The organism is Pseudomonas sp. FW300-N2F2, from assembly GCF_017351655.1.
GTDB lineage: Bacteria > Pseudomonadota > Gammaproteobacteria > Pseudomonadales > Pseudomonadaceae > Aquipseudomonas > Aquipseudomonas fluorescens_AA.
Genome location: NZ_JACNDQ010000001.1, coordinates 2,471,125 through 2,497,373, shown reverse-complemented (window position 1 = coordinate 2,497,373; position 26,249 = coordinate 2,471,125). Strand labels below are relative to the sequence as shown.

General features: G+C 60.1%; 21 protein-coding genes. 14 read left to right on the top strand and 7 right to left on the bottom strand.

Annotated elements, in window-relative coordinates; translation table 11 throughout:
- Nucleotides 1–8: 8 nt before the first annotated feature.
- On the bottom strand, nt 9–797 hold the full coding sequence (locus tag J4E63_RS10935) for an ABC transporter ATP-binding protein (RefSeq protein WP_192260664.1): 789 nt from the start codon (nt 795–797) through the stop codon (nt 9–11).
- 1 nt (nt 798) lies between these two features.
- Complete coding sequence (locus J4E63_RS10930; RefSeq protein WP_207281959.1) at nt 799–1,671, bottom strand: ABC transporter permease; 873 nt, start codon at nt 1,669–1,671, stop codon at nt 799–801.
- A gap of 361 nt (nt 1,672–2,032) precedes the next feature.
- Between J4E63_RS10930 and J4E63_RS10925 the strand changes: the two genes are divergently transcribed.
- Nucleotides 2,033–3,121 (top strand): LLM class flavin-dependent oxidoreductase, encoded by a 1,089-nt coding sequence (locus J4E63_RS10925; RefSeq protein WP_207281958.1) that lies wholly within the window; start codon nt 2,033–2,035, stop codon nt 3,119–3,121.
- A 361-nt stretch (nt 3,122–3,482) separates the two neighbouring features.
- Here J4E63_RS10925 and J4E63_RS10920 read toward each other — a convergent pair whose 3' ends face one another.
- Nucleotides 3,483–4,277: a class II aldolase/adducin family protein gene (locus tag J4E63_RS10920; protein WP_103308123.1), complete on the bottom strand. Its 795-nt coding sequence runs from the start codon at nt 4,275–4,277 to the stop codon at nt 3,483–3,485.
- Between the two features lie 127 nt (nt 4,278–4,404).
- Nucleotides 4,405–5,310, bottom strand: coding sequence for a LysR family transcriptional regulator (locus tag J4E63_RS10915; protein ID WP_207281957.1), 906 nt, complete (start codon nt 5,308–5,310; stop codon nt 4,405–4,407).
- 240 nt (nt 5,311–5,550) lie between these two features.
- Between J4E63_RS10915 and J4E63_RS10910 the strand changes: the two genes are divergently transcribed.
- The 11 genes from J4E63_RS10910 to J4E63_RS10860 all read left to right on the top strand — a co-directional run bounded on the left by J4E63_RS10910 (nt 5,551) and on the right by J4E63_RS10860 (nt 20,823).
- On the top strand, nt 5,551–6,159 hold the full coding sequence (locus tag J4E63_RS10910) for a cysteine dioxygenase (protein ID WP_103308121.1): 609 nt from the start codon (nt 5,551–5,553) through the stop codon (nt 6,157–6,159).
- Complete coding sequence (locus tag J4E63_RS10905) at nt 6,156–7,739, top strand: rhodanese-related sulfurtransferase (RefSeq protein ID WP_207281956.1); 1,584 nt, start codon at nt 6,156–6,158, stop codon at nt 7,737–7,739. The genes J4E63_RS10910 and J4E63_RS10905 overlap by 4 nt, the downstream gene beginning before the upstream one ends.
- A gap of 364 nt (nt 7,740–8,103) precedes the next feature.
- On the top strand, nt 8,104–10,578 hold the full coding sequence (locus J4E63_RS10900) for a TonB-dependent siderophore receptor (protein WP_207281955.1): 2,475 nt from the start codon (nt 8,104–8,106) through the stop codon (nt 10,576–10,578).
- A 299-nt stretch (nt 10,579–10,877) separates the two neighbouring features.
- On the top strand, nt 10,878–11,852 hold the full coding sequence (locus tag J4E63_RS10895) for an ABC transporter substrate-binding protein (RefSeq protein ID WP_207281954.1): 975 nt from the start codon (nt 10,878–10,880) through the stop codon (nt 11,850–11,852).
- A gap of 28 nt (nt 11,853–11,880) precedes the next feature.
- Nucleotides 11,881–13,227, top strand: coding sequence for an LLM class flavin-dependent oxidoreductase (locus tag J4E63_RS10890; protein ID WP_207281953.1), 1,347 nt, complete (start codon nt 11,881–11,883; stop codon nt 13,225–13,227).
- Nucleotides 13,224–13,907, top strand: coding sequence for a peroxiredoxin-like family protein (locus J4E63_RS10885; protein ID WP_207281952.1), 684 nt, complete (start codon nt 13,224–13,226; stop codon nt 13,905–13,907). Before J4E63_RS10890 ends, J4E63_RS10885 begins: the two co-directional genes overlap by 4 nt.
- A gap of 13 nt (nt 13,908–13,920) precedes the next feature.
- Nucleotides 13,921–14,931, top strand: coding sequence for an ABC transporter substrate-binding protein (locus J4E63_RS10880; protein ID WP_207281951.1), 1,011 nt, complete (start codon nt 13,921–13,923; stop codon nt 14,929–14,931).
- Nucleotides 14,932–15,010: 79 nt separating this feature from the next.
- Nucleotides 15,011–16,198, top strand: coding sequence for an acyl-CoA dehydrogenase family protein (locus tag J4E63_RS10875; RefSeq protein ID WP_207281950.1), 1,188 nt, complete (start codon nt 15,011–15,013; stop codon nt 16,196–16,198).
- Nucleotides 16,195–17,154, top strand: coding sequence for a D-isomer specific 2-hydroxyacid dehydrogenase family protein (locus J4E63_RS10870; protein ID WP_207281949.1), 960 nt, complete (start codon nt 16,195–16,197; stop codon nt 17,152–17,154). Before J4E63_RS10875 ends, J4E63_RS10870 begins: the two co-directional genes overlap by 4 nt.
- 414 nt (nt 17,155–17,568) lie before the next feature.
- Complete coding sequence (locus J4E63_RS10865) at nt 17,569–19,701, top strand: TonB-dependent receptor (protein WP_207281948.1); 2,133 nt, start codon at nt 17,569–17,571, stop codon at nt 19,699–19,701.
- Between the two features lie 144 nt (nt 19,702–19,845).
- On the top strand, nt 19,846–20,823 hold the full coding sequence (locus tag J4E63_RS10860; RefSeq protein WP_060742838.1) for an aliphatic sulfonate ABC transporter substrate-binding protein: 978 nt from the start codon (nt 19,846–19,848) through the stop codon (nt 20,821–20,823).
- Nucleotides 20,824–20,897: 74 nt separating this feature from the next.
- Here J4E63_RS10860 and J4E63_RS10855 read toward each other — a convergent pair whose 3' ends face one another.
- Entirely contained in the window at nt 20,898–21,779 is an 882-nt protein-coding gene (locus J4E63_RS10855) for a LysR family transcriptional regulator (RefSeq protein WP_207281947.1), read from the bottom strand.
- Between the two features lie 99 nt (nt 21,780–21,878).
- On the opposite strand from J4E63_RS10855, the gene J4E63_RS10850 reads away from it, so the two are divergent.
- Both J4E63_RS10850 and dctA read left to right on the top strand, forming a co-directional pair.
- A complete protein-coding gene (locus tag J4E63_RS10850; RefSeq protein ID WP_207281946.1) occupies nt 21,879–23,048 on the top strand; it encodes a mandelate racemase/muconate lactonizing enzyme family protein in 1,170 nt (389 codons plus the stop codon).
- A 102-nt stretch (nt 23,049–23,150) separates the two neighbouring features.
- Nucleotides 23,151–24,458, top strand: a complete 1,308-nt coding sequence (dctA, locus tag J4E63_RS10845; protein ID WP_207281945.1) for a C4-dicarboxylate transporter DctA — start codon at nt 23,151–23,153, stop codon at nt 24,456–24,458.
- A 105-nt stretch (nt 24,459–24,563) separates the two neighbouring features.
- On the opposite strand, the gene J4E63_RS10840 is transcribed toward dctA, so the two are convergent.
- The gene (locus J4E63_RS10840; RefSeq protein WP_207281944.1) at nt 24,564–25,325 is read right to left on the bottom strand and encodes an SDR family oxidoreductase; all 762 of its coding nucleotides are present in this window, start codon (nt 25,323–25,325) and stop codon (nt 24,564–24,566) included.
- A gap of 33 nt (nt 25,326–25,358) precedes the next feature.
- Complete coding sequence (locus J4E63_RS10835; RefSeq protein WP_207281943.1) at nt 25,359–26,186, bottom strand: DMT family transporter; 828 nt, start codon at nt 26,184–26,186, stop codon at nt 25,359–25,361.
- Nucleotides 26,187–26,249: the final 63 nt, after the last annotated feature.

Below are 26,249 nucleotides of genomic sequence, written 5' to 3'. Positions count from 1 at the left end.
AGGCAGCGTCAGCCATGGGCAAAACGCCGGACAGTGCTGTTCGTGAGCGGACGTTCAGCCACGGCAACGGTCTCCACCTCGACCCCCAACAACCCCAGCAAGCGCGCACGGATCGCTTGGAAACCCTCCTGCCCGGTATCTCTAGCCCGCGGCAGATCGATCGACAATTGCTCGGCGATCTTGCCATTGGCCAACACGATCACCCGATCGGCCAGCAGGATGGCTTCATCCACGTCATGGGTGACCAGCAACACCGCCGGGGTGTGCTTACGCCACAACTCGATGATCAGCCGATGCATGCGAATCCGGGTCAGTGCATCGAGTGCGGCGAAGGGTTCGTCGAGCAGCAACAGCTTGGGTTCGCGCACCAGGCCACGGGCCAGCGCCACGCGTTGCGCTTCACCGCCGGAGAGCGTCGCCGGATAGGCCTCCAGACGATGGGCCAAGCCGACCTCCGTCAGCGCTTGCACCGCTCGCGCCTTGGCGTCCGGGGTGTGCAGACCGAGAACCACATTCTTCCAGGCGCGCTTCCACGGCATCAACCGCGGCTCCTGAAACACCGCGGCCCGTGCCTTGGGCACCAGCAACTGACCGCTGTCGATACTGTCCAGGCCGGCCAGGCTGCGCAGCAAGGTGGTCTTGCCCGAACCGCTGGCCCCGAGCAGCGCGACGAATTCGCCCGGTGCGATGTCCAGGTCCAAGCCATCGATGACCCGTTGCTGGCCGAATTGGCGCACCACATTACGCAGTTGTACCGGTGCTTCTGACTGCAGGTTTTTTGCCGCGATAGTCGACATGTCAGTTCCTCACAAAAGATGGGCGCCAGGCCAGGGCAAAACGCTCGAGCGTGCGGATCAGTCCGTCGATCAATAAACCGAGGACGCTGTAGATAAGCAGGCAGATCACGATCACGTCGGTGCGCATGAAATCCCGCGCATCACTGGCCAGAAAACCGATACCGGCGGTGGTGTTGATCTGTTCGACGAACACCAGGGCCAGCCAGGAAATTCCCAGGGAATAGCGCAAGCCGACAAAAAACGAAGGCAAGGAACCTGGCAAGATCACATGCCAGATCAACTCGCGGCGATTCAGGCCCAGGGTGTTGGCGGCCTCGATCAGCTTGGGGTCGATGTTGCGAATCCCGGCGAACAGATTCAGGTACACCGGGAAGGTCGTACCGGTGACGATCAGCGCGATCTTGGTGAACTCGCCGATGCCGAACCAGAGGATGAACAACGGCACCAGCGCCAGGGAAGGAATGGTGCGCAACATCTGCATCGGCGAGTCGAGGATGACCTCACCGCGCTTGGACAAACCAGTGATCAGCGCCGCGACGACGCCGACGCTGACCCCGATGCTCAACCCCAGCAACGCGCGCTGCAGCGACACCAGCAAATGCTTGCCCAGCTCCCCGGACACAATCATCGCCCAGAGGGTGCCGCCTATTTGCGAGGGTGCGGCGATAATCCGCTGGGGGATCAGGCCGAGCTGCGACGCCAGTTCCCACAAGAGCAGCAACGCAACCGGACTGAGCAGGCGCAGAAGGACTTCCGGGGTTCGCCAGTTGTGTAGCCAGCCGGGAATCAGCTTCGACGCACCCCGGCTGTCAACAGCCTTGCTGACAGAAAACGAGCTACTCGTGCTCTGCGTATCGAAGGTCTTTTCGGTCATCAGGCTTCCTTCCTCATCAAGAATACGGCTTCGAATTCATGCTATTCGCATAAAAAATGCCAGTGAAATTCTTTTTGGGAATAACCTAATATGATTAAAAATCAGATATAAAATAATACAGATGAATTATTTGCATAATAAAAGCCCGCAGCCCACGTCCCGCGGCGGATGCATCCCTGACACACCTTAAAATGCGCATTACTGATATTTTCGATTTCATATGATTCATTTAATTAATAATTAACTTAGAACAAAACGGCATTTCACAGCCCTGCCCGCTGCGCCTACTTTCGACGTCACAGACCGACCCCCTGCCCGGTGGAGGCTTGAATCACGCCTATCCAAAGACAAGGAACCCAGCATGAGCATCGAATTCATCGGTTACATCGGTGGCCATCAATCCTCGGAAACCCAGCCGCGCAGCGGCCCGGTGTTGCAGCCCGAATATGTAGAGACCGTCGCCCGCGCCCATGAGGAAGCCGGTTTCGACCGCGCCCTGGTAGCGTTCCACTCCAACAGTCCGGACAGCACGCTGATTGCCTCCCATGCCGCCAGCGTGACGAAAAAGCTGAAGTTCCTGATTGCCCATCGACCGGGATTCGCCGCCCCGACCCTGGCCGCACGACAGTTCACCACCCTCGATGTGTTCAATGGTGGGCGCACCGCCGTGCACATCATCACCGGCGGCGATGATCGTGAATTGCGCGCCGATGGGAGCTACATCGGCAAAGACGAGCGCTACGCCCGTACCGATGAATACCTTGATGTGCTGCGTCAGGAATGGACCCGCGAAAAGCCCTTCGACTATCAGGGCAAGTACTACCAGGTCGAGGGTGCGCACTCGCAAGTGAAGTCGCCGCAACAGCCACACATACCGCTGTATTTTGGTGGCTCATCGGCGGCGGCCATCGCTGTGGCCGGCAAGCATGCAGACGTTTACGCATTGTGGGGTGAAACCTACGAACAGGTGCGCGAAGTGGTGAATCAGGTGCGCGCCGAGGCGGCCAAGCACGGGCGCAGCATTCGTTTCAGTCTGTCGTTGCGACCGATCCTGGCCGACACCGAAACGCAAGCCTGGGACCGTGCCGAGCGCATCCTGCAACAGGCCACAGCGTTGGCCGAACAGAACGGCTTTGTGCGTCGCGAACCACCGAACGAAGGGTCCCGACGCTTGCTGGCGGCCGCTGCCCAGGGCTCGCGCCTGGATAAACGCCTGTGGACCGGGATCGCCGGCCTGCTCGGCGCACAAGGCAATTCGACCTCGCTGGTCGGCACCCCGGAACAAGTGGCCGACGCCCTGCTCGACTATTACGACCTGGGCATCACCACGTTCCTGATCCGCGGTTTTGACCCACTTGATGACGCCATCGATTACGGCAAGCGTCTGATCCCGCTGACCCGTCGCCTCGTCGCCGAACGCGAACGGCAAGCGGCGGAAAAAGTCGCGTAAAGCACTGAGTATCTAATGTGGTAGCGAACCTGCTCGCGATTAGGCCATCACAGTCAGCATCAATGTTGAATGTCAGTCCCCTATCGCGAGCAAGCTCGCTCCCACATTGGGTTGTGGTTGGATGGGCGATTCGTGCCCCACCCACTCATCACTGTGGGAGCGAGCCTGCTCGCGATTAGGCCATCACAGTCAGCATCAATGTTGAATGTCAGTCCCCTATCGCGAGCAAGCTCGCTCCCACATTGGGTTGTGGTTGGATGGGCGATTCGTGCCCCGCCCACTCATCACTGTGGGAGCGAGCTTGCTCGCGAAAGCGGTGAGTCAGGCAAAGACAGAGCCGCCTGGCACACCCCTTGAAAACTCAGTTCTTGTAGTCGATGTCGGTCCGTTCCAACTGCCGGATCAGCGCATCCCAGTGCCGCGCAACACCCGGCCCGTCACCACTTTTAAACACTTCGGCCTGTTTCTCGACCTTGGCCACCACTTCGGCCGGAGGAAAGATCAAGTCGGCATTGCCGCCAGCCTGTGCCGCGATCTGGATGTTGCAGGCGCGCTCCAGCCCTTGCAGCTGCTGGAATGCGTGCTCGACGCTGATCCCCGCTGTCAGCAAGCCGTGGTTACGCAGGATCAACACACTCTTGTCCCCCAGGTCCGCCACCAACCGTTCACGCTCGTCCAGATCCAGGGCGATACCTTCGTAACCGTGGTAGGCCACCCGCCCGGAAAAGCCGATGGAGTGCTGCGAGATCGGTAACAGCCCATCGCGCTGGGCCGATACCGCGATGCCATCGCGGGTATGGGTATGCAGGACCGCTTGCAGGTCGGGACGCGCACCGTGGATAGCGCTGTGGATCACATATCCGGCGTAGTTGATGCCCAGGCCGGTCGGGTCATCGACGATGGTACCGTCAATGTCGACCTTGACCAGGTTGGATGCGGTAATTTCATCGAACAACAACCCGAAGGCATTGATCAGGAAATGCTCCTCAGGCCCCGGCACCCGCGCGGAAAAGTGCGTGTAGATGTGATCGGTCCACTTGAACAGGGCCGCCAGCCGATAGGCGGCGGCCAGCTTTACCCGCACCTCCCATTCCTCGGGACTGACACGCTGGCGAACATTTTTCGAAACGCTGGATAACGGACTGACGCTGCTCATGGCAAAACTTCCTGGATGGCCTTAAGGATCTCCAGGAAGCCTAGGGGAAGGCAAAAAATAATAAAAAGCACATTTTAATCTAAGCTAATTATTATTATTTTTTATGATATGCCGGCCTCCCTCCCACTCATGCGGCATTCTTGACCTTCTGCAGCGATCCAGACACCAGTTTGCCGAAGGCATCCACCGGCCCTTGCAGGTTGCCCAGGAAGTGTGGATAGATCAGCCATAGGTCCATCACCGGCTTGAAATCCTTCAGCGGCATGGCCGCCAGGTGTTCGCGATGAACACTGCGTTCCAGCAGCGGACGCGGCACCAGGCCGAGGCCCAGGCCATCGGCGACCAGGCCCAGTTGCAATTCGGTACCGAAGGTTTCCAGGTTGACCCGCAAAGCCAGGCCCTGGTCCGACAGGGTTCGCTGCAACCCGGCACGGAAACCGCAGCCGTCCGGATTGAGGATCCAGCCACTCTGGTAGACGTCGGCCAGTTTGCAGGGACGCTTGGGCAACTGCGCGCTGGCGCACACCACCACCAGTTCCATCTTGCCGATCGACTCACCAACAATGTTGTCTGGAAAAATCTTGCCAGCGGGAAACAACGCCGCCGCTGCATCCAATTCGCCACGCTCGATCTTGCCGACCAACTGGCTGCCCCAGCCGGTGACGACCTGGGCACGTAGCTCGGGGTACTCCACGCGCAAATGCTTGAGCGCATCGAGCAGCACCACATCCCCGATCGTTTGCGGAACGCCCAGGCGCAACAGGCCGGTAGGCGGCGCATCGGTGGCGACCAGCTCGCGCAGGGCGTCCATCTCCCGCAGGATCAGGCGACACTGCTCGTAGACCCGCATACCGATCAACGTGGGCTTGAGCGGCTTGGTGTTGCGGTCGAACAACTCCACGCCCAACGCTTGCTCGAAGTTCTGCACGCGTCGTGTGATAGCCGGTTGCGTTAGCTGCAAGGTCTCGGCGGCATGGCTGATGGACTGGCAACGAATCACTTCGACAAAGGCGTCAATATCGTCAATTTTCATTTGGCCCGCACATAGAGAACAGTCAATAAAATGTTTGAAAAGCATAATGCACTGTAAAAAATCATAGTGCCATTGCGCATGCCTGGATAGCCCGGCGCACCGATCGATAACCTCTAAGTCTATTCACAACTGTTCTAAATTCTTTTCAGCTATAACCTAATCATTAAAAAATAGCATATTAAGAAAAATCATTATGCTTAAATCATGGCAACAGATATTCAACACAACGACGGAATCGCCATGACCCAGGCCCGACACCCGGAGAGACTCAGAGCATTCATCGGCGCCCTGGCGGAGCTGATCGATGGCAATCCTCGCGAAGGCGACCTGCTGCATCGCGGTGGCAAGCTGCTCGCTCAGTTGGTCAGCCATGACGATTGGCTGCCCGAGGATTTTGCCCAGGCAGACCCCGAGCGCTATCAGCAGTACTTGCTGCATGCCGATTCGCGGCAGCGTTTCAGCGTGGTCAGTTTTGTCTGGGGACCGGGGCAACGTACGCCGATCCACGATCATCGGGTCTGGGGCCTGATTGGCATGCTGCGTGGCGCCGAGCATTCCCAAGGCTTCGCCCGCCATCCCGACGGCACCCTGGTGCCCGAGGGCACGCCCACACGGCTGGTGCCGGGCCAGGTCGAAGCGGTGTCTCCCAAGATCGGCGACATCCACCAAGTCAGCAACGCCTTCGATAACCAGGTGTCCATCAGCATTCACGTCTACGGCGCCAACATCGGCGCCGTTCGCCGTGCGGTGTATCAGCCCGACGGCAGCGAGAAGTTGTTCATTTCCGGTTATTCCAACGCCTTCCTCCCCAATATCTGGGACCTGTCCAAAGAGAGCCAAGCCCTATGAGCACCGCACCTACCCGCTCCTACGCCGAGATTCGCCAGGCGTTGCTGAACCGTGAAGAACTGGCCCTTATCGATGTCCGCGAAGAGGCCCCTTTCGCCGAAGGGCATCCGCTGTTCGCCGCCAATATTTCGCTGTCCAAGCTTGAGCTGGAGGTGTATTCGCGCATCCCGAGGCGTGATACCTCGGTGACGGTCTATGACAACGGCGAGGGTCTGGCGGGCATCGCGGTGCAGCGTTTGCAGGACCTGGGCTACAGCGATGTCAGCGTGCTCGAGGGCGGCCTCGAGGGTTGGCGCAAGGCCGGCGGCGAGTTGTTCATCGACGTCAATGTACCGAGCAAGGCCTTTGGTGAGCTGGTGGAAAACCAGCGTCATACACCTTCGTTGGCGGCGGAAGAGGTCCAGTCGTTGCTCGACAGCGAAGCCGACGTGGTGGTGCTCGACGCCCGGCGTTTCGACGAATACCAGACCATGAGCATTCCCGGTGGCATCAGCGTGCCGGGGGCGGAACTGGTATTGCGTGCTCGCGAACTCGCGCCAGACCCGACGACCCGCATCATCGTCAATTGCGCCGGGCGTACCCGTAGCATCATCGGCACCCAGTCGCTGATCAACGCGGGCATCGACAACCCGGTGGCCGCCCTGCGCAACGGCACCATCGGCTGGACCCTGGCCGGTCAAACCCTTGAGCACGGCCAGTCACGCCGCTTTGCCGTCACCGGCGAAGAACATCGAGACGTCGCTGCTCGCGATGCCCGCCGTGTCGCCGACAAGGCACTGGTCGGGCGCGCTACCCTCGCCGACCTGTATCGCTGGCAGCAGGAACCGACACGCAGCACCTACCTATTCGATGTGCGTACTCCGGAAGAATTCGAAGCCGGCCACCTGCCCGCCTCGCGCTCCACCCCCGGTGGGCAACTGGTGCAGGAAACCGATCACTTCGCCAGTGTGCGCGGCGCGCGCCTGGTGCTGGTGGATGACGACGGCGTACGCGCCAATATGTCAGCCTCCTGGCTCGCGCAACTGGGTTGGGAGGTGCACGTGCTGGATGACCTGCAACCGCCGCACTTCAGTGAACAGGGCACTTGGAAAGCGCCGGTGCCTGCACCGCCGCAAGCCGAGGAAATCAGCCCCGGAACCCTTGAACAATGGCTGGCCGAAGGTGACACCGTGGTGCTGGATTTCACCGGCAGCGCCAACTACGTCAAGCGCCACATCCCCGGCGCCTGGTGGGTATTGCGCGCTCAGTTGAGCGACGCCTTGGCCAAGGTGCCACCGGCCCAACGCTATGTGCTGACGTGCGGCAGCAGCCAATTGGCCCGGCTGGCGGTCCCCGAAGTCGAGGCGCTGACCGGCAAGGACGTGTTTCTGCTGCGCAGCGGCACGGCAGCATGGATCGCCGAGCAACGACCACTGGAGCACGGCGAAACCCGCCTGGCCTCGCCGCGCATCGACCGCTATCGCCGACCGTACGAGGGCACCGACAACCCACGGGAGGCCATGCAGGCCTACCTGGATTGGGAGTACGGCCTGGTGGACCAACTGGCCCGCGACGGCACCCATGGTTTTTTCGTGATCTAGCAATACCCGCCCCTGAGCCCGGCCAGGCACAAGGGCAACCTACCCAACATCCGACCCCTCTCCAGGCGGAGGCTGAACCTACAACAGAGAGGATCTACATCATGCCTGCCGTCTTGCACCGAGCCTCGCCGAATGGAACGGGTACTGATCGCCCATGACGACATTCCCCACCGGGTAAGACGCGCCCACGCGGCCTAATCCCCCCCAAGAAAATACCTGGCAATTCCCAAACTGTGGGAGCAAAGCTTGCTCGCGATCGGGCCAAGTCAGTCGACGCCTGACTGACTGGTCTACCGCTCTGGCGAGCAAGCTTCGCTCCCACGGATTGCTTGCCTGCGCGTGCAATTTTTCAGGAATTCGCGTCATGAGCTCATCCAGCCCCAGAGTGAAATACGATTACTACGCGGTCGCCGCCTTCAGCCTGCTGGCCGCCAGCCTCCAGGCCCATGCCGAGACCGCTGAGACGGACAAGACCCTGGGCACGGTGGTGGTGACCGGCAACCGAGGCAGTCAACCCCGCACCCTTACCGACAGCCCTTCGCCAATTGATGTGATCAGCGCCGAGCAATTGCAAACCAGCGGCAAGGTTGGGCTCAAGGAACTGCTCGCACGCCTGCTGCCCTCCTTCAACCTGCCGGCCATCAATGGCGGCGGAACGTCCTGGTCGGTGCGCGGCGTGACCATGCGCGGGCTGTCCGGCGATCAGGTGCTGGTGCTGGTTAACGGCAAACGGCGGCACAACACAGCACTGATCAACAACCTGGCCCGCATCGGCACGGCGGCGGTGCCGGTCAACCTCGACCTAATCCCGGTCTCGGCGATCGATCATATCGAGGTGCTGCGTGACGGAGCCTCCGCGCAATATGGTTCAGACGCAATCGCCGGGGTGATCAACATCATCCTCAAGGAAAACGACAGCGGTGGCAGCGCCGAAACCTCATTCGGTCGCTATGGCAGTGGCGATGGCGACACAGTGCATCAGACGGTCAATTACGGTCTGGCACTGCCTAACGACGGCTTCGCCAATCTGGCACTGGACAGCAAGGAACAGGAACCTTTCGACCGCACCGGCAGTGCCACCGGCAACCTCTACTCGCTACCCGGCTTCCCCGACAGCCGCGACCAGACTGTCAATCGCCACGGCTGGAACCCCAGCTATGGACTGGGCAGGGAAAAGGTCACCAACGCCAGCTACAATCTCGAGCTGCCGATCCAGGATGACCTGACGTTCTATTCCTTTTCTACCGCCAGCTACATGGAGACCACCAAAGTCACCGGCAACTATCGTCCCAACGACATCGTTTCCCTGGCCGGCGACCCGAATACGCCTTACCCCGACGGTATCCACGCACAGCGGCGCAACCGCACCAAAGACTTTCAGGTGGCCGCAGGCTTCAAGGGCCAGGTCGGCGAATGGAACTATGACGCCAGCTCGACCTGGGGCGAGGACGACTCGACGCTCAACGCCAGTAACACCCTCAACCCTTCCTGGGGCCCCACCAGCCCGACCTCGTTCCATTTGGCATCGCAGATCTTCGATCAGTGGACCAATAACCTGGACTTCAATCGCGGCTTCGACATTGGCCTGAAGAACCCGCTGCAAGCCGCCTTCGGCTTCGAGTACCGCTGGGAGAAATACCAGATCGAGCCCGGCGATTTTGCCGCCTATACTCCTGGCAACTACGTCATCCCAAGCGGCCCCTTTGCCGGCCGAACACCGCTGCCCGGCCTGGCTTCATACAATGGCACCAGCCCCGCCGATGCCGGAGAGATCAGCCGCAGCAACGTCGCCAGCTACGCCGACCTGGGCCTCGACGTGACCGATAAATGGTACGTCGGCGTGGCCGCTCGCTACGAGCGCTACACCCAGGACATCGGCAGCACCTGGAGCGGCAAGTTCTCTACCCGTTACAAGGTCACCGACGCCTTTGCCCTGCGCGGCACCATCAATAATGGCTTCCGCGCACCGTCTCTGGCACAGACCATATATGCCTCGTCGACCTTTACCTCCGGCGGTGTGGTCAACGGCCAGCAGGTTTCGGTGCCGGTCAAGGTGTTGCCGGTGGACACCACTGAGGCCCAAGCCCTGGGCGCGGAAAAACTCAAGCCTGAAAAGTCCTTGAACTATAGCTTCGGCTTCTCCTATGAACCGACGCAAAACTATCGACTGACCACTGACCTCTATCAGATCGGCATTCGCGACCGCATCGTCTCCACCAGCCTGCTGGGCGGCCCGGAAGTCTCGCAAATCCTCGCCGCCAACGGCTTGTCTCCAGGGCTGTTTGCCCAGTACTACACCAACGCGGTCGACACCCGTACCCGCGGCATAGACATCGTCAACGAGTTCCGCCAGCAACTGGATGAGTACGGCCAGATCCGCTGGAGCGCGGCCTATAACTGGAACCAGACCAGGATCGAAAAACTCCAGGCCAACCCACCGGCACTCAGCAGCCTGGGCCCAAACTACCAACTCTTCGACCGGCGCCTGCAAAAGGACCTGACGGTTGCGACACCGCAATCGAAACTGATCCTGGCGGCAAACTGGAAAGTCACCGATTACAACCTGAACCTGGCGGTCACCCGCTTTGGCAGTTACGTCGAGGGCGACAACAACCCGGTGAACGATCGAAAATTCAGCGCCAAGTGGATCACCGACGTGGACGCCGCCTACGACCTGACCAAACAACTGACAGTGGCACTGGGAGCGAACAACCTGTTCAACGTGTACCCCGATAAGAATGGCGTCCAGGACTGGGCCGGAGGCTACAAATATGGACAGTTCTCGCCATTCGGATTTGGCGGAGCCTACTACTACACCCGGCTGGCCTACAACTTCTGACGGAACCGCCCGTAGAGCCGGATCAACCATTCCTAACCAGTGGGAGCATGGCTTACCCGCGATGGCATCGGCAGTCAGCCTCTAGGTCGGATGTGCCGTCCTCATCGCGGGAAGCCCACGCCAATACATGCATTAATTTCATAATCTAAATAATATTAATCAGATAAATTAATAATTAGCATATAATCAAAAAGACCTTCACACCGAATTCTTATAGGAATAACGTTAATTCCAGGCCGACCCCTTTCTCCAGGCGGAGGTAAACCAACGATCCAAGACCTGCCTGGAAGGACGCCATCATGACGCTTCAACGACCGCTTTTAACACGTCTGCTGCTGGGCGCAGTTCTCACCTGGGGGGGCGCGCTGACCCAGGCCGCCGATCTTCAACCGCTGCTGGTGGCCAATCAGAAGTCGACGATCAAGGTGCTGCTGGAGGTGTCCGGCGAGTTGGAGAACGTGCCTTACGAGATCCAATTTTCCGAGTTCCCCGCCGCCGCACCGCTAGGCGAAGCGCTGAATGCCGGCGCGGTGGACATCGGTGCCTTGGGCGATGCGCCCTATGTATTTGCCCTTGGGGCTGGCGCGCCCATCAAGGTCGTCAGCATCGTACATGCCAAGGGCCGCTACACCACGGCTATCCTCGCGCCGAAGGACTCGCCGCTGAACAACGCCAGCGACCTCAAGAGCAAGCGGATCGTCACCACACGTGGCTCCATCGGTCACTTCCTGGCGATCAAAGCCTTGCGCGACGCCGGCCTGAGCACGCAGGACGTGCAGTTCATCTACTTGCTGCCGAGCGAGTCACGAATCCTGCTGGACAACGGCAGCGCCGATGCCTGGTCGACTTGGGACCCGTACACGACCATTTCCACCACTCAGAACCAGGCCAAGGTATTGGCCAGTGGCGAAACCCTGCTGACCAACCATTTGTACCTGGCCGCCACCAGCCAGGCCATCGCCGGTAAACGCCAGCAGCTCGACGACTTCATCGCCCGGGTCGATCGCGCCTACCGCTGGACCAATGCCCATCCCGAGGAGTACGCCGCCGCCCAGGCGCGCGTGACCGGCCTGCCGCTGGCGGTGCACATCGCCGTGGCCAAAGGCACGCACATGGACCCTGTAGAGATTGATGACAAGGTCATCAGCGGCCTGCAAACCACCGCAGACATCTATCAGGAAGAAGGCATTCTCACGAAACACGTCGACGTCTCCAAAGGCTTCGACAAGAGCTTCAACGCCCAGCGCGTTCAACTTAACCAGGCATCTCGATAACGATGTGACTGACTGAAGGAGCAGAACCATGAGCAAACAACGGCAACTGAAACTCGGTGCGATGGTCCATGGCGTCGGTCACGGCTGGGGCGAATGGCGCCACCCGCAGGCACAACCTGATGCCAGCACCAACTTTGGTTTCTACAAGCAACAGACGCAACTGGCCGAAGCCGCGAAGTTCGATTTCGTGTTCATCGCCGACAGCCTGCACATCCACGAAAAGTCCAGTCCACACTACCTCAACCGCTTCGAGCCGCTGACCATCCTCTCGGCCCTGGCCGCGACCACAGAGCACATCGGCCTGGTGGCGACCGTCACCGTCAGCTACACCGAACCATTCCAGGTTGCTCGCCAGTTCGCCTCGCTGGACCACATCAGCGGCGGGCGCGCCGGGTGGAACGTAGTCACCTCGTGGCTCAGTGGCACCGCCGACAACTTCGGCAAGGCCGCGCACCCACCCCATGCCTTGCGCTACCGCATCGCCAAGGAACACGTGAATGTGGTGAAAGGCCTATGGGACTCCTGGGAAGACGATGCCTTTGCCTATAACAAGCAAAGCGGCGAGTTTTTCACGCCCGGTAAACTGCATGCTCTGGAGCACAAGGGGGAGTTTTTCTCGGTGAAAGGCCCGCTAAATATTGCCCGCTCGCGGCAAGGCCAGCCGGTAATTTTCCAGGCCGGTACCTCTGAGGATGGACGTAACTTCGCCGCCGAGAACTCCGACGCGATATTCGTCGGCGCCGAAGGCTTCGACGAAGCCCGCGCCTACTATCAGGACTTGAAAAAACGTGCCAAAGGCTTTGGCCGCGATGCCACCGCGCTGTCGATCCTGCCCGGCATTCGCCCGATCGTCGGGCGCGATGAAGCCGAAGTCGAAGACCGTTACCAGCAAGCGGTGGCGCTGGTGACCATCGAAGACGCGATTGTCGCCCTTGGCCGCCCCTTCAATGACCACGACTTCAGCCAATATCCGCTGGATGCGCCGTTCCCTGAGCTCGGCGACCTTGGCTCCAACAGCCAGAAAGGCGGCTCGGACCGGATCAAGCAACTGGCCAGGGATGAAGGCCTGACCCTGCGCGAAGTCGCTCTGCGCTTCTCCCAACCACGGCGCGATTTTGTCGGCACGCCCGAGCAGGTTGCCGACGCCATTGAGCAGTGGTTCGAAGGACGCGCGGCCGACGGCTTCATCATCAATTCGCTGCTGCCGGACGGCCTGCAATATTTCACCGAGCTCGTCGTACCGATCCTGCAACAACGCAGGTTGTTTCGCGATGAGTACAGCGGCACCACCCTGCGTGACAACCTTGGCCTCGCCGTCCCCACCAACCGTCACGCTACTTCCAAGGTTCAAGCGAAAAGTGAGGCAGTGGCATGAGTGAATCCCTCAACCACCTGTTGGCCAACTTGCATGCTGAGCGCCTGGCGACCTGGGAGCCCTCGGCCGTGCAAGTCAATATCGAGCAGCGTCAGCGCCTGGTAAACGAAGCCCGGGTCGACGACTTCGCCAAGGCTGGCGACTTGCTTGAGCCCTTCACCCTGTTGAAGGTCGAAGGCGGCAGCCTGAGCCGCGACGAGCTGCTCGCCAACGGTCCGGCGGTGCTGATTTTCTTCCGGTTCGCGGGTTGCCCGGCGTGCAACATCACCCTGCCCTATTACCAACGCCAACTGTATCCGCGACTGCACGCGCTGGGTGTGCCGCTGGTGGCGGTCAGCCCGCAGGTGCCGGAAAAGCTGGTAGAGATCAAGACCCGGCACAATCTCGATCTGCAAGTAGCCAGCGACCCTGACAATCGCCTCGGTCGACGCCTGGGCATTCTCTACAGCTTCGATGAAGCCTCGCGTAAAGCGGTATTGGCCAAGGGCAAGAGCATTGGCGAAACCACCGGCACCGGAACCTGGGAATTGCCACAACCGACCGTGGTGGTCATCGCCAAGGACGGCACGGTGGCCTTCGCTGAAGTCAGCCCGGACTGGCTGGTGCGCACCGAGGCCGAACCGATACTACACGCAATCAAACAACTGCTCGGGCAAACAGCCTTGCAACTTGCCATCTGACAAGAGCCTGACCATGACGAAAAACATCACTCCGAGACAGTTCAATCGTCGCGACTTCCTGACGGCCAGCTCTATCGCCCTCGGGGCGTTGGGGCTGTCATCGCTCGGCTTGGTCCCGCGTGCGTTCGCGCAAGGCGCCAAGCTCTCGGACCTGACGCTGGGTGTCGCCACCTACCGGGGCCAGGACTCCTATTTCGTCGACGATGCCGGCACCGGCAATACCCCCTACAAGATCGAATACGCCGAGTTCGCCGGTGGCAACCTGATCGTCGAAGCGCTGGCCTCGGGCAGCCTGGACGTGGGCAGCATGAGCGAAATCCCGCCGATCTTTTCCATCCAGAGCCACCGCCAGCCGCGCCTGATCGCGGTGCTGCAAGGCGATGTGAACAACCAGGTGATTTTGATTCCCAAGGATTCATCCCTCGAATCGATCGGACAACTGCGTGGCAAGCGGGTCGGCTATGTGCGCTCCACCACGTCCCACTACTTTCTGATCAAGGCCTTGAAAGAACAGGGCCTGACCATGAACGACATCACGGCGGTGGCGCTCACGCCCCAGGATGGCTTCACGGCGTTTCAGAGCGGTCAGCTCGATGCCTGGGTGATCTATGGCGTATTCATCCAGTTGGCGAAGTTCCGCAGCGGTGCCCGGGTGTTGAAAACCGCCCTGGGCTACCTGTCGGGCAACTACCTGGTCGCCGCGCGCCCCGCTGCCCTGGAAGACCCGCTGCGCAAGCAGGCGATCCAGGACTATATCCAACGGCAGGCGCGCACCCTGGAATGGATCAACAACAACCCCGAGCCCTGGGCCACCAAGTCGGCACAGTTGCTGGGCGTCGATAAAGCCGTGTTCCTGGACATGTACAACAACCGCAGCCAGCCGTCGAAAGTCGTCGAAGTCAGCGACCAGGCCATTGCTTCGCAACAAGAAGTCGCCGACCTGTTCTTCAACGCCGGCGTGTTGAACGAACGACTCGACGTGAGTCCGCTGTGGGACAGGAACTTCCGCCTGCTGCCGCTTTGAACTTCTGTGGCGAGGGCGCTTGCTCCCTTGCCACAAGGGCCGCATCCGGGCCTCACCTTTTTGATCGAGTGAATGCACCATGAGTCTTTCTTCTTCACGCCCACCCTCGCTGCAATCGGTCGATGTCGCCGACTTCGACACGTTGCTAGAACGCATCGGCAGGCAACTGGCAGCCACGGCCCACGTCTATGACGAGAGCGGCGCCTTTCCCCGGGACAATTTCACGTTGCTGCACGAGCATGGCCTGTTGGCCCTGACGGTACCCAAGGCATTGGGCGGTGGCGGCGCCAGCCTGGTACAGGCACACAAAGCGATCAGTGCGGTCGCCAAGGGCGAGCCTTCCACGGCGTTGATTCTGGTGATGCAGTACCTTCAGCATTCGCGCCTGCAGGACAATCGGAACTGGCCCGAGGCATTGCGCTTGCGAGTGGCCCAGGATGCCGTGCGCGAAGGCGCGCTGATCAATGCCTTGCGTGTCGAGCCCGACTTGGGCACCCCGGCCCGTGGCGGGCTGCCGGCCACCATCGCCAGACGCACCTCCGAAGGCTGGCGCATCAGCGGGCGCAAGATCTATTCCACCGGCAGTCACGGCCTGACCTGGTTCAGCGTCTGGGCGCGCAGCACCGATGAAGATCCTCTGGTGGGTGCCTGGCTGATCCACAAGGACACACCCGGGATCAGCATCGTCGACGACTGGGACCACCTGGGCATGCGTGCCACCTGCAGCCATGAAGTGCGGTTCGACAACGTGCTGGTGCCACTGGATCACGCCGTCAGTGTCAGTCGCTGGAGTGCGCCGCAGCCCGAACTGGACGGTGACGGCTTCCTGTGGATGTCGGTGTTGCTGTCAGCGGTCTACGACGGCGTCGCCCAGGCCGCGCGGGACTGGTTCGTGGATTGGCTGGAACAGCGCAAACCGTCCAACCTCGGCGCTGCGTTGGCGACCCTGCCACGCTTCCAGGAAACCGTCGGGCATATCGACACCTTGCTGTTCGCCAATCGCAGCCTGCTGGATGCCGCCGCCGAAGGGCGCACTCCTGCGGCCCATGCCGCGCAATTGAAATACCTGGTGACCGGTAACGCCATCCGCGCTGTCGAACTGGCCATCGAAGCCTCCGGCAACCCCGGCCTGTCGCGGCACAGCCCGCTGCAACGGCATTACCGCGACGTGCTGTGCAGTCGCGTCCACACCCCGCAAAACGATGCCGTGCTGCAAGGCGTCGGCAAAGCGGTGTTTGCCCAACGCCAGAAAAAGGACCTTGCATGAGCACACTCGTGATCGCCAGCCAGCTGGATAAAGACTTCAACGATGTGATCCGCCAACGCCTCGAACAGACGTACCCCGGCGCGCAAGTGCTCGACGCGCCGGCCGGCGTGCCAAGCGACCTGCCGGCCGAAGTGAGTGTGTTGCTGGCCCGGCCCATCAACGTGCGCGGCTACCTGGCGCCGGACACGCCGCCGCCGGGCTGGCCCTACGGCCTGAAATGGGTCCAGGTGGTGTCTTCAGGCATCGACTTTTACCCCAAGTGGCTGTTCGATGGCCCGCCGGTGAGCACCTCCCGGGGCAGCGCCGCCGACAACATTGCCGAATTTGCCCTGGCGTCGATCTTCGCGGCGGCCAAACGCCTGCCGGACATCTGGGTGCACGACTCGCAATGGCAGTTCAGCGCCCTGACGCCGCTCAAGGGCAGCACCCTGGGCATTCTCGGCTTTGGTGCGATTGGCCGCAGCCTGGCGACCAAGGCCCGTGCCCTGGGCATCCACGTGCTGGCGTTGCGGCAAAGCCAGACGCCGTTCGAAGTGGAAGGCGTCGAGGCCGCGCAGGACATCCACCAGCTGTTTTCACGCTCCGATCACTTGGTACTGGCCGCGCCGCTGACCGATGCAACGCGGCATATCGTCAACCGCGCGGTGCTCGCCAGTGCCAAGCCGGGCTTGCACCTGATCAACATCGCCCGCGGCGGCCTGCTGGACCATGGGGCGTTGCTCGCGGCCCTGGACGAAGGCACCCTCGGCCTGGCCTCACTGGACGTCACCGAACCCGAACCGCTGCCCGACGGCCATCCGCTCTACGCCCACCCCAGGGTGCGCCTGTCGCCCCACACTTCGGCGATCTCCAGCAACAGCCGCCATGAAATAGCCGACAGCTTCCTGGCCAATCTTGAGCGCTTCCTGAACGGGTTGGCGCCAGAAAATCTGGCGAACGTACAACGCGGGTATTGATTCCAGCAGAACCATCGTCATCGCGGGCAAGCCTCGCTCTCACAGGTCATGTACATAACCTGTGGGAGCGAGGCTTGCCCGCGATTGCGTCATGTCAGCCAAAGACAAAAACATCAGCTTTACGCATTTAATACAAAAACTTAATGTCTATTTTTTATAATTAACTTATAACAAATCGGACTTTTACAGCGCTCTATTATACAAATACTGTTACAACCATCACCGACCCCTGACCAGGTGGAGGCTCTCGGAACGCTATGTTTTTCCGGCCGACACCACTCCACGGTCAATTGCACACCCAAACCTGAAACCGGCCCGAGCCACCGCCGCCATGGCGTTCACAGCCATGACCACGGCAACGCTTTGCCCAAAAAAAGCAACACCCACGCAGCATCTACACACCAGGGGTTCACCATGCACGACACCTTCACTTCAAACCGCTTGGCACTGGCCGTATCGCTGGCCTTGTTCGGGCTGTCGGCCCACGCCGAAGAAAACACCCAGGAGGGTGCCCTCCCCGTTGTCACCGTTACCGCCGAACATCGCAGCGAGGACTTGCAGAAAGCCCCGCTGGCGATTTCCGCGTTCGATGAAAACGCCCTTGAGGACAAGCAGATCAAGAGCATCCGCGACCTTTCCGGGCAGGTCCCGAACCTGACCCTCAGCCGCCAGTCGATCTCCTACAGCGCGCAGACTTACGGGATTCGTGGCATCGGCGAGACCGATCCGATCCAGGAAGCCGCCGTGGCGGTCTACGCCGATGACCTGTACATCCCCCGGGCGATTTCCTCGATGCTCGACTTCAACGACGTCGAGCGCGTCGAGGTCCTGCGTGGCCCCCAAGGCACGCTTTACGGGCGCAACAGCAGCGCCGGCGCGATCCGCGTGATCACCCGCGACCCGACCCAGGAAACCCGTGGTTTCTTCGAGCTTGGCGCCGGCAACTACAACGTTCAGAACGGTCGACTGCTGATCAGCGGCCCACTGGTAGACAACGCCCTGTTCGGCAGCTTTTCGGCGATTCGCCTGACCCGTGACGGCACCGTCTCCAACCCCACCCGCGGCGAGGACGTGAATAACGTCGACCTGCAGTCCTACCGCGGCAAGTTGCGTTTCAACCCCATCGATTCGCCCTGGGATGTGCAACTGACGCTGGCCGGCACTTTCGACCGCGGCGACACCACCAGCTATACCCCCTTCGATGCCGACGGCCACTTCGACAAGTTCAAGAGCTACAGCAGCCTCAATCCGAAGAACCGCCTCGACCAGGGCAGCTCGGTGCTGCGGGCGATCTACACCCTCGACGATCATCTGAGTTTCAAATCGGTGACCGCCTACTCAGCCTTCAACCAACCGGTGGACTATGACAATTCCGGGCAGGCGGCCCTCATTCAGAACAGCCTGATCACCTACAAGCAGGACTATGCCACCCAGGAGTTCCAGCTCAACGGCGACTACGACGATTTCAGCTTCAGCACCGGCCTGTACCTGTACCGGGAAAAATTCGATGCCGAGCGAGACAGCCTGACTTACTCGATTGCGCGCAACCGAGTGATCGGCCAGGGTCAATACAGCACGACCAATACCGAAAGTTATGCGTTGTATGGCCAGGGCAGTTACAAAGTCACGCAACAACTGTCGCTGATCGCCGGCCTACGGTTCACCCGCGAACACAAGAACTTCGACTACACCAACTACGTGGTCAACACCGACCGGCAGATCACCGGCACCAATTTCAGCGCCGACTCAAGCAAATCCTGGCAATCCACCAGCCCGAAACTCGGTTTCGAATACGCCTGGACGCCACACCTCAACCAGTACGCCTACGTCGCCAAAGGCTTCAAGGCCGGTGGCTACGACAACCGCGCGCCGACCCAGGCCGCTGCCGAGCAGGCATTCTCTCCGGAAGACGTCACCACCTGGGAAACCGGCTTCAAGGGCGACTTCTTCAACCGTCGCCTGCGCGCCAACCTCGCGCTGTTCTACAACGACTACGAGGACCTGCAAACCAACGCTTATGACCCGGCGCTGGGCGTCAGCCTGCGGACCAACGTGGGCCAGGCCCACACCTACGGCGTCGAACTGGAAACCCTCAGCGCGCTGACCAACGACCTGCAACTGACGTTCAACCTTGGCTACCTGCAAAGCCAATACGACGACTTCGAAAACGCCAGCGGCGCCGGGATCGATGCCAACGGCAAACAACTGGTGTACTCGCCGCGCTGGAACACCAGTGTCGGCCTCAACTACACCATCCCGGCGGGTTTGCCCGGCACCTGGTTGGCTGGCACCGATGCGCAGTTCCAGACCAAGTCCTATGCCAATGCGCTGAACGACGACGTCCAGGAAATCCCCCAGCAGACCTTCTGGAACGCCAACACCCGCTACATCTCCGGCGACGGGCACTGGACGACCACACTGTCGGTGAAAAACCTGCTCGACCGCGCCTACCCGCAAGCGGTCGGTTATGTGCCCGCAAGCGGTGCTCGCTACTACTCCGTCAACGATCCGCGAACCCTTTTGTTGTCGGTGCGCTACGACCTCTGAGGCCCGGCGCAATTGGCCAGCAGTGGCCGCTTTGACGAGTGCAAAGACGCCTAAGCTAATGCACAAAAAGTATTTATAAATTGGTTTTTATAACCATAGGATTCCGTGGTGTTCATCCACCCCTTAGTCAATGTCGAGCATGCCATGTCAAGACTCATCAACCATCCCCGGGCGATATTGCATCACCCCGCTCTGACCGGCCTGGTCGTTGCACTGGTCCTGTCCACTCTTGCGCTCCCGGCCCAGGCTCGGGAAACCCTGCGCATCGGTTACCAGAAATCATCGACCCTGATCACGCTGCTGAAAACCCAAGGCAAACTGGACAAGGCGCTCGCCCAGGCAGACATCGAAGTGAGCTGGCACGAGTTCCCCAGCGGCCTGCCACTGCTGGAAGCATTGAATGTCGGTAATGTCGACGTCAGCGCCGACGTGGCCGATACCGTGCCGATATTCGCTCAGGCCGCGCAGGCCAAGCTGACTTACTTCGCACAGGAAGCGCCCTCGCCCTCGGCCCAGGCCATTGTCGTGGCCAAGGATTCCCCCTTGCAGCAACTGGCGGATCTGAAAGGCAAGAAAGTCGCGGTCACCAAGGCGGCGGGTGCCCACTACCTGTTGATCGCGGCCCTGAACAAGGCAGGCCTGAAGTTCTCGGACATCCAACCGGCCTACCTGTCCCCCGCGGATGGCCGGGCGGCATTCGAGAATCATAAAGTCGATGCCTGGGTCACATGGGAACCGTTCCTCAGCGGTGTGCAGCGGCAGCTACCAACGCGAACCCTGGCTGACGGCAGCGGGCTGGCCAGCTACAAGCGTTACTACCTGACCAGCACCCCCTACGCCAAGGCGCACCCTGAAGTGCTGAAGGTGGTATACGAGCAACTGCAGGACGCTGGCAACTGGATCAAGAACCATCCCCGCGACGCGGCGCAGGTCCTGGGCCCGTTGTGGGGCAATCTCGATGTGGAGACGGTCGAAGCGGCCAACGCCCACCGCAGTTACCAGGTACAACCGGTAAAAGCCGACCAACTGGATGAACAGCAGAAAATCGCCGATGCCTTTTTCGCCGCCGGGCTGTTGCCCAAGTCGGTGGATGCCCGCGATGTGGGAATCTGGGCACCTTGACACGGTGCCAGACCACGCCTCACGCCGTAAACGTTCGACTAACGGAACCGTTACTTAGCGAAGAACACCAGCAATCAAGCGCGGCTGCCCACCCTGCCCCAGAACGCTTCGGCCGATTGACTGAGTGGCGCTGTTGGACGGGTCAGATGAATTTCCAGAGGTATATCCCAGCTTTCATCGAGCGCCCGGACTAAGCGTCCATCCAGTATTTCCTGTTCGGTAAGGCTCTTGGGCAGCCAAGCCACACCTTTGCTTTCCAGGGCCATGGACATGAGTACCGCTGCAAGGTGGCTGCTAAAAAGTGGTTTGAGGTGAAGGTAATCCTCTTTGCCACGCAATCTGTGAGCGACGATACGCCCCAATCCGGACTCATGGGTGTAAGCGAGGTATGGCAATGCCGCAGGCGAGGTGCCGAAGTTAGCGGAAGCACTCGCAAGGGGAACGAGAACGTCCTCACCCACCTTCTTGCCAATGAACTGATCAGGGGCTAGCAGAGGAGGAACGTCGGGATGGCGGTGGCAAAGCAAAAACTGAACCTGGCCGTGTATGAGCATCTGCTCACAGGCTGCCATGCTAGCCGAATGCAGTTGCACAGCCTCGATTGGCGCACCGCTCTCCGAGCTTCGAAGCCACTTTGGAAAAAATGTAAACGACAGGGAGTGAGTGGCCGCAAACTGAAGCGACTTGGCGGCCATTCCAGCGATCTCTTGAGCCTCGTTGCGCATTCTGTACAAGCGCCTGGCCGCCTCCTGAGCACTTGGCAAAATTTGCCTGCCTGCTTCAGTAAGCGTCGCGCCTTGAGGTGTTCGAACGAACAACTGCACCCCCATCCAACTCTCCAATGAACGCACCCTGCGACTGAATGCGGGCTGGGTAACGTGCCGCGCCTCAGCCGCCCGAACGAAGCTGCCGTACTCCGCAAGCGCCGAGAAATCTTCAAGCCAAACGAGCTCCAAGGGCCATGCCTCCTGTGCATAGGGTGCGGCATTAATAGCATTGGGCGGGGGGCATCGCAACGCATAACGTGGGGCCATCAACAACAAGAGGAACCCGCCATGCGCATCGTAGACATTCGTGAAAAAACCGTTTCGATTGCCTCCCCAATCGCCAATGCCTATATCGATTTTTCGAAAATGACCTGCTCGGTCGTGGCTGTCATCACGGACGTGATTCGCGAGGGGAAGCCTGTCATCGGCTACGGTTTCAACTCCAATGGTCGCTATGGCCAAGGCGCCCTGATGCGTGATCGCTTCCTGGCACGAATCACGGAAGCGGATCCAGATACGCTCGTCGATCATGAGCACAACAACCTGGATCCGTTCGCCATCTGGAAGACCTTGATGACCAACGAAAAACCGGGTGGCCACGGCGAGCGCTCGGTCGCCGTTGGCACCATCGACATGGCGGTATGGGACGTCGTTGCCAAGATTGAGGGCAAACCGCTGTATCGCCTGCTGGCTGACCGCTACCGTAACGGCGTGGCGGATGACAAGGTTTGGGTCTATGCAGCGGGAGGCTACTACTACCCTGGCAAAGACCAGACCAAGCTCAAAGCGGAAATGCAGAGCTATCTGGATCGTGGCTACGATGTCGTCAAGATGAAGATTGGTGCAGTGCCACTGGATGAGGATATCCGTCGCATCGAGGCGGTACTTGAAGTGGTTGGAGACGGTCGTCGACTGGCGGTCGATGCCAATGGTCGCTTCGATCTTCAGACAGGTATTGCTTACGCGGAGGCCATCAAGCAGTACAACCTCTTCTGGTACGAAGAGGTCGGCGACCCGCTGGACTACGCCTTGCAGGCTGAGCTTGCCAACCACTATGAACTGCCCATGGCGACCGGCGAAAACCTGTTCTCCCATCAGGATGCCCGCAACCTTCTGCGCCACGGCGGCATGCGCCCTGATCGTGACTACCTCCAGTTCGACTGTGCGCTGTCCTACGGGCTCGTGGAGTACATGCGCACCCTTAAGGTGATGGAGGAAATGGGTTGGTCTTCCCGCCGCGTAGTGCCTCACGGTGGTCACCAGATGTCCCTGAACATCGCCGCGGGCTTGCACCTGGGCGGCAACGAATCGTACCCCGATGTGTTCCAGCCCTTTGGCGGTTTCGCTGACGGCATCCGTGTCGAAAACGGTTATGTCGGCCTGCCGGATATTCCAGGTGTTGGCTTCGAAGCCAAGTCCGCTTTGTACGCCGTCATGCGTGAGCTGGGCGAAGGTTGATCCCTCTCGTTCTGCGGTCTTTCTGAAAAAGACCGCAGAAACAGGCGTTCTCCACTGACGCCAAGCCACATGCCCATCACAAAAATAAAATGAGGTGCTTCCGTGGAAATTTCCAAGTCTCGCTGGTACAGCCAGCTGTACGTGCAAGTGCTGATCGGCATCGTGATCGGTGCGGCAATCGGTTACTTCGCGCCCGATATCGGAGCCAAGCTCCAACCCTTCGCCGATGGCTTCATCAAGCTGATCAAAATGCTGTTGGCGCCCATTATTTTCGGTACCGTCGTCGTGGGTATCGCGAAGATGGGCAGCATCAAGGAGGTCGGGCGGATTGGCGTAAAAGCGCTGGTCTACTTCGAGATCCTTTCAACCATCGCCTTGGTCGTTGGCCTCATTGTGGTCAACATCGTGAAGCCTGGCGTGGGCATGAACATCAACGCTAGCGCACTTGATGGAAGCGCCATTGGTAAATACAGCCAAGCGGCCAGTGAGCAAGGCGGCATCATTGATTTCTTTCTCAATATCATCCCGCCGACCTTCCTTGGCGCATTTTCCAATGGCGTCATGCTCCAGGTCATCCTGCTGTCGGTATTGATGGGTGTTGCCCTGGTTCAAATGGGCGAAACCAGCAAGCCGCTGATCAACACCATTGACCTGTTCCTGCAAGGGCTTTTCAAGGTTGTTGCAATGGTGATGTGCTTGGCGCCGATTGGTGCCGGTGCAGGTATGGCTTTCACCATCGGCAAGTACGGTATTGGTACCTTGCTGTCACTCGGCCAGTTGCTGGTCGCGCTCTACACCACGACCTTGATTTTCATCGTGATAGTGCTGGGTACGGTGGCTAGATGGTCGGGCATGCCACTCATGCAATTCCTGCGTTATTTCAAGGATGAAATTCTCATCACGCTCGGTACCTGCTCCACCGAAGCCGTACTGCCGCGAATGATGGTGAAGCTCGAAAAGCTTGGCTGTAAAAAATCGGTAGTGGGCATGGTGTTGCCAACGGGGTACACCTTCAATGCGGACGGCACCTGCATCTATCTCACCATGGCCGCCATCTTTATCGCCCAGGCGACCAACACACCACTGACCTTTATGGATCAGATGATTCTGCTGGGCGTATTCCTGCTGACCTCAAAAGGCTCGGCTGGCGTGGCGGGTGCGGGCTTCGTAACGCTGGCCGCAACGCTCACAACCATCCACTCCATTCCTCTGGTAGGCCTGGTTTTGCTCTTGGGCATTGACCGGTTCCTGAACGAAGCGCGAGCCGTGACCAACCTGATCGGTAACGGCATCGGCACCATCGCCATTGCCAAGTGGGACAACTCGTTCGATATCGAGGCCTGCGAGCGTGAAATCGCTGCCATGAAACATGACAAGGCGGCAAGAAAGGCATTGCTGGCGCAAAAATAATCCACAAAGCGCTCCGGTCATGCCGCTTCGAACACGGCATGACCGGTCGTGGTGCAGCGGCAATAATCGGACGCTGTCATTTGAAAGAAAAACTTGATAGCCGGTCTACTTCCCTCCGGTCACATCCAGAAAGGTACCCGTCACAAACGAAGCCTGCGGCCCCGCCAACCAGAGAATGGCCCGCGCGACCTCCTCCGGCTGGCCGCCACGCCCCATAGGGATCGTCTCCTTCACCCGGTCGACTCTGTCCGGCTCTCCCCCACTCGCATGCATCTGGGTATAGATATGCCCGGGGCGAACGCAGTTGACACGAATACCCTCCCGGGCCACTTCCTTGGCATAACCCGTCGTGAACGTTTCAACCGCCCCCTTGGACGCTGCGTAGTCCACGTATTCATTCGGGCTACCGAGGCGGGCTGACGCCGAAGAGATATTGATGACCGCACCGCCACGCCCGCCATAACGGTAGGCCATGCGCCGGGTCGCATGTTGCGCGCAGAGCATCGGGCCCAAGGTGTTGACCGCAAAGATTCGCTGCATGCGCTCGAAGCCAAGATCCTCCAAGCGAGATTGGCGTGCCAATATCGAAGCGTTGTTGACCAGCACATCGATTCGTCCGAAGCGTAGGTCAAGGGTGGCGAAGAGTTCGGCGACCTGTGCGGGGTCGGCGTTATCGGCACGCACCGCCAAGGCACGGCCCCCCTTGGCCTCGACTTGCGCTGCCACCGACAACGCCGACGCCTCATCGGCGATGTAGGTCAGCACGACGTCATAACCTTGCTCAGCGGCCAGCAGGGCGGTCGCCGCCCCGATCCCGCGCCCGCCTCCGGTGATCACGATCACGGGTTTTTGCGAACGGTCATTCATGGTCAATCCTCACAGCCAAATGAAAAAGCAGCGTCAGCCGATAACCAGCGTACCGAGCGCGATGACTGCGCAGGCCAACAGCTTGCGCAAGGTCAATGCTTCGCCAAGAAATGCGTACCCGATCAAAGCGGCGAACATGACACTGGTTTCGCGCAGGGCGGACACCGCCCCCATCGGGGCATGGGCCATGGCATAGATCACGACGCCGTAGGCCAGCAATGAAACCAGCCCGCCAGCGAAAGCCACGGCGATACCTGGCCGCAAGGCAAAGAGGCTTCTGGCATCCCGCAGTCCGATATAAACCAGGGGCATCATCACGCCCCACAACAGACACATCCAGGCGGTGTAGGCCATTGGCGCCCCGGAGAGGCGAACACCTATGCCATCGACAACGCTGTAGGCGGCAATGAAAAAACCGGTTCCCAGTGCGTAGGGCAAGTCAGGCAACGCCCGCCGGCGCCCGGTATAAGCCAGCGAGAGGATTCCGGTCGACACCAACGCGATACCTAGCAGTCCACTCGGCGCCACGCGCTCGCCCGCGAACAACGAGGCGGCCAGGACAATCAGGATCGGGGATACACCGCGGGCGATTGGATAGGTCTGGCCCAGGTCGCCGGACTTGTAACTGCGCACCAGGAACAGGTTGTAGCCCACGTGCAATACAGCGGAGAGTCCGATGCAAGACCAGCTGGCACGGGCGGGTAGCTCCAACAGCACCGCCACGACGACGCTCGCCAGGGCTATCGCCATGCACATGATGGTCATGGACCACAAACGGTCGGCTCCCCCACGCAGCATGGCATTCCAACTGGCGTGTAGCAGCGCGGCGAACAAGACGAGGCAGATGATGTGTAAGGGCATGCATCATCCTAGACCGATCGAGTCGCGCTAAAAAAGCAAAGTCTCTTCATCCCGGCATGAGGA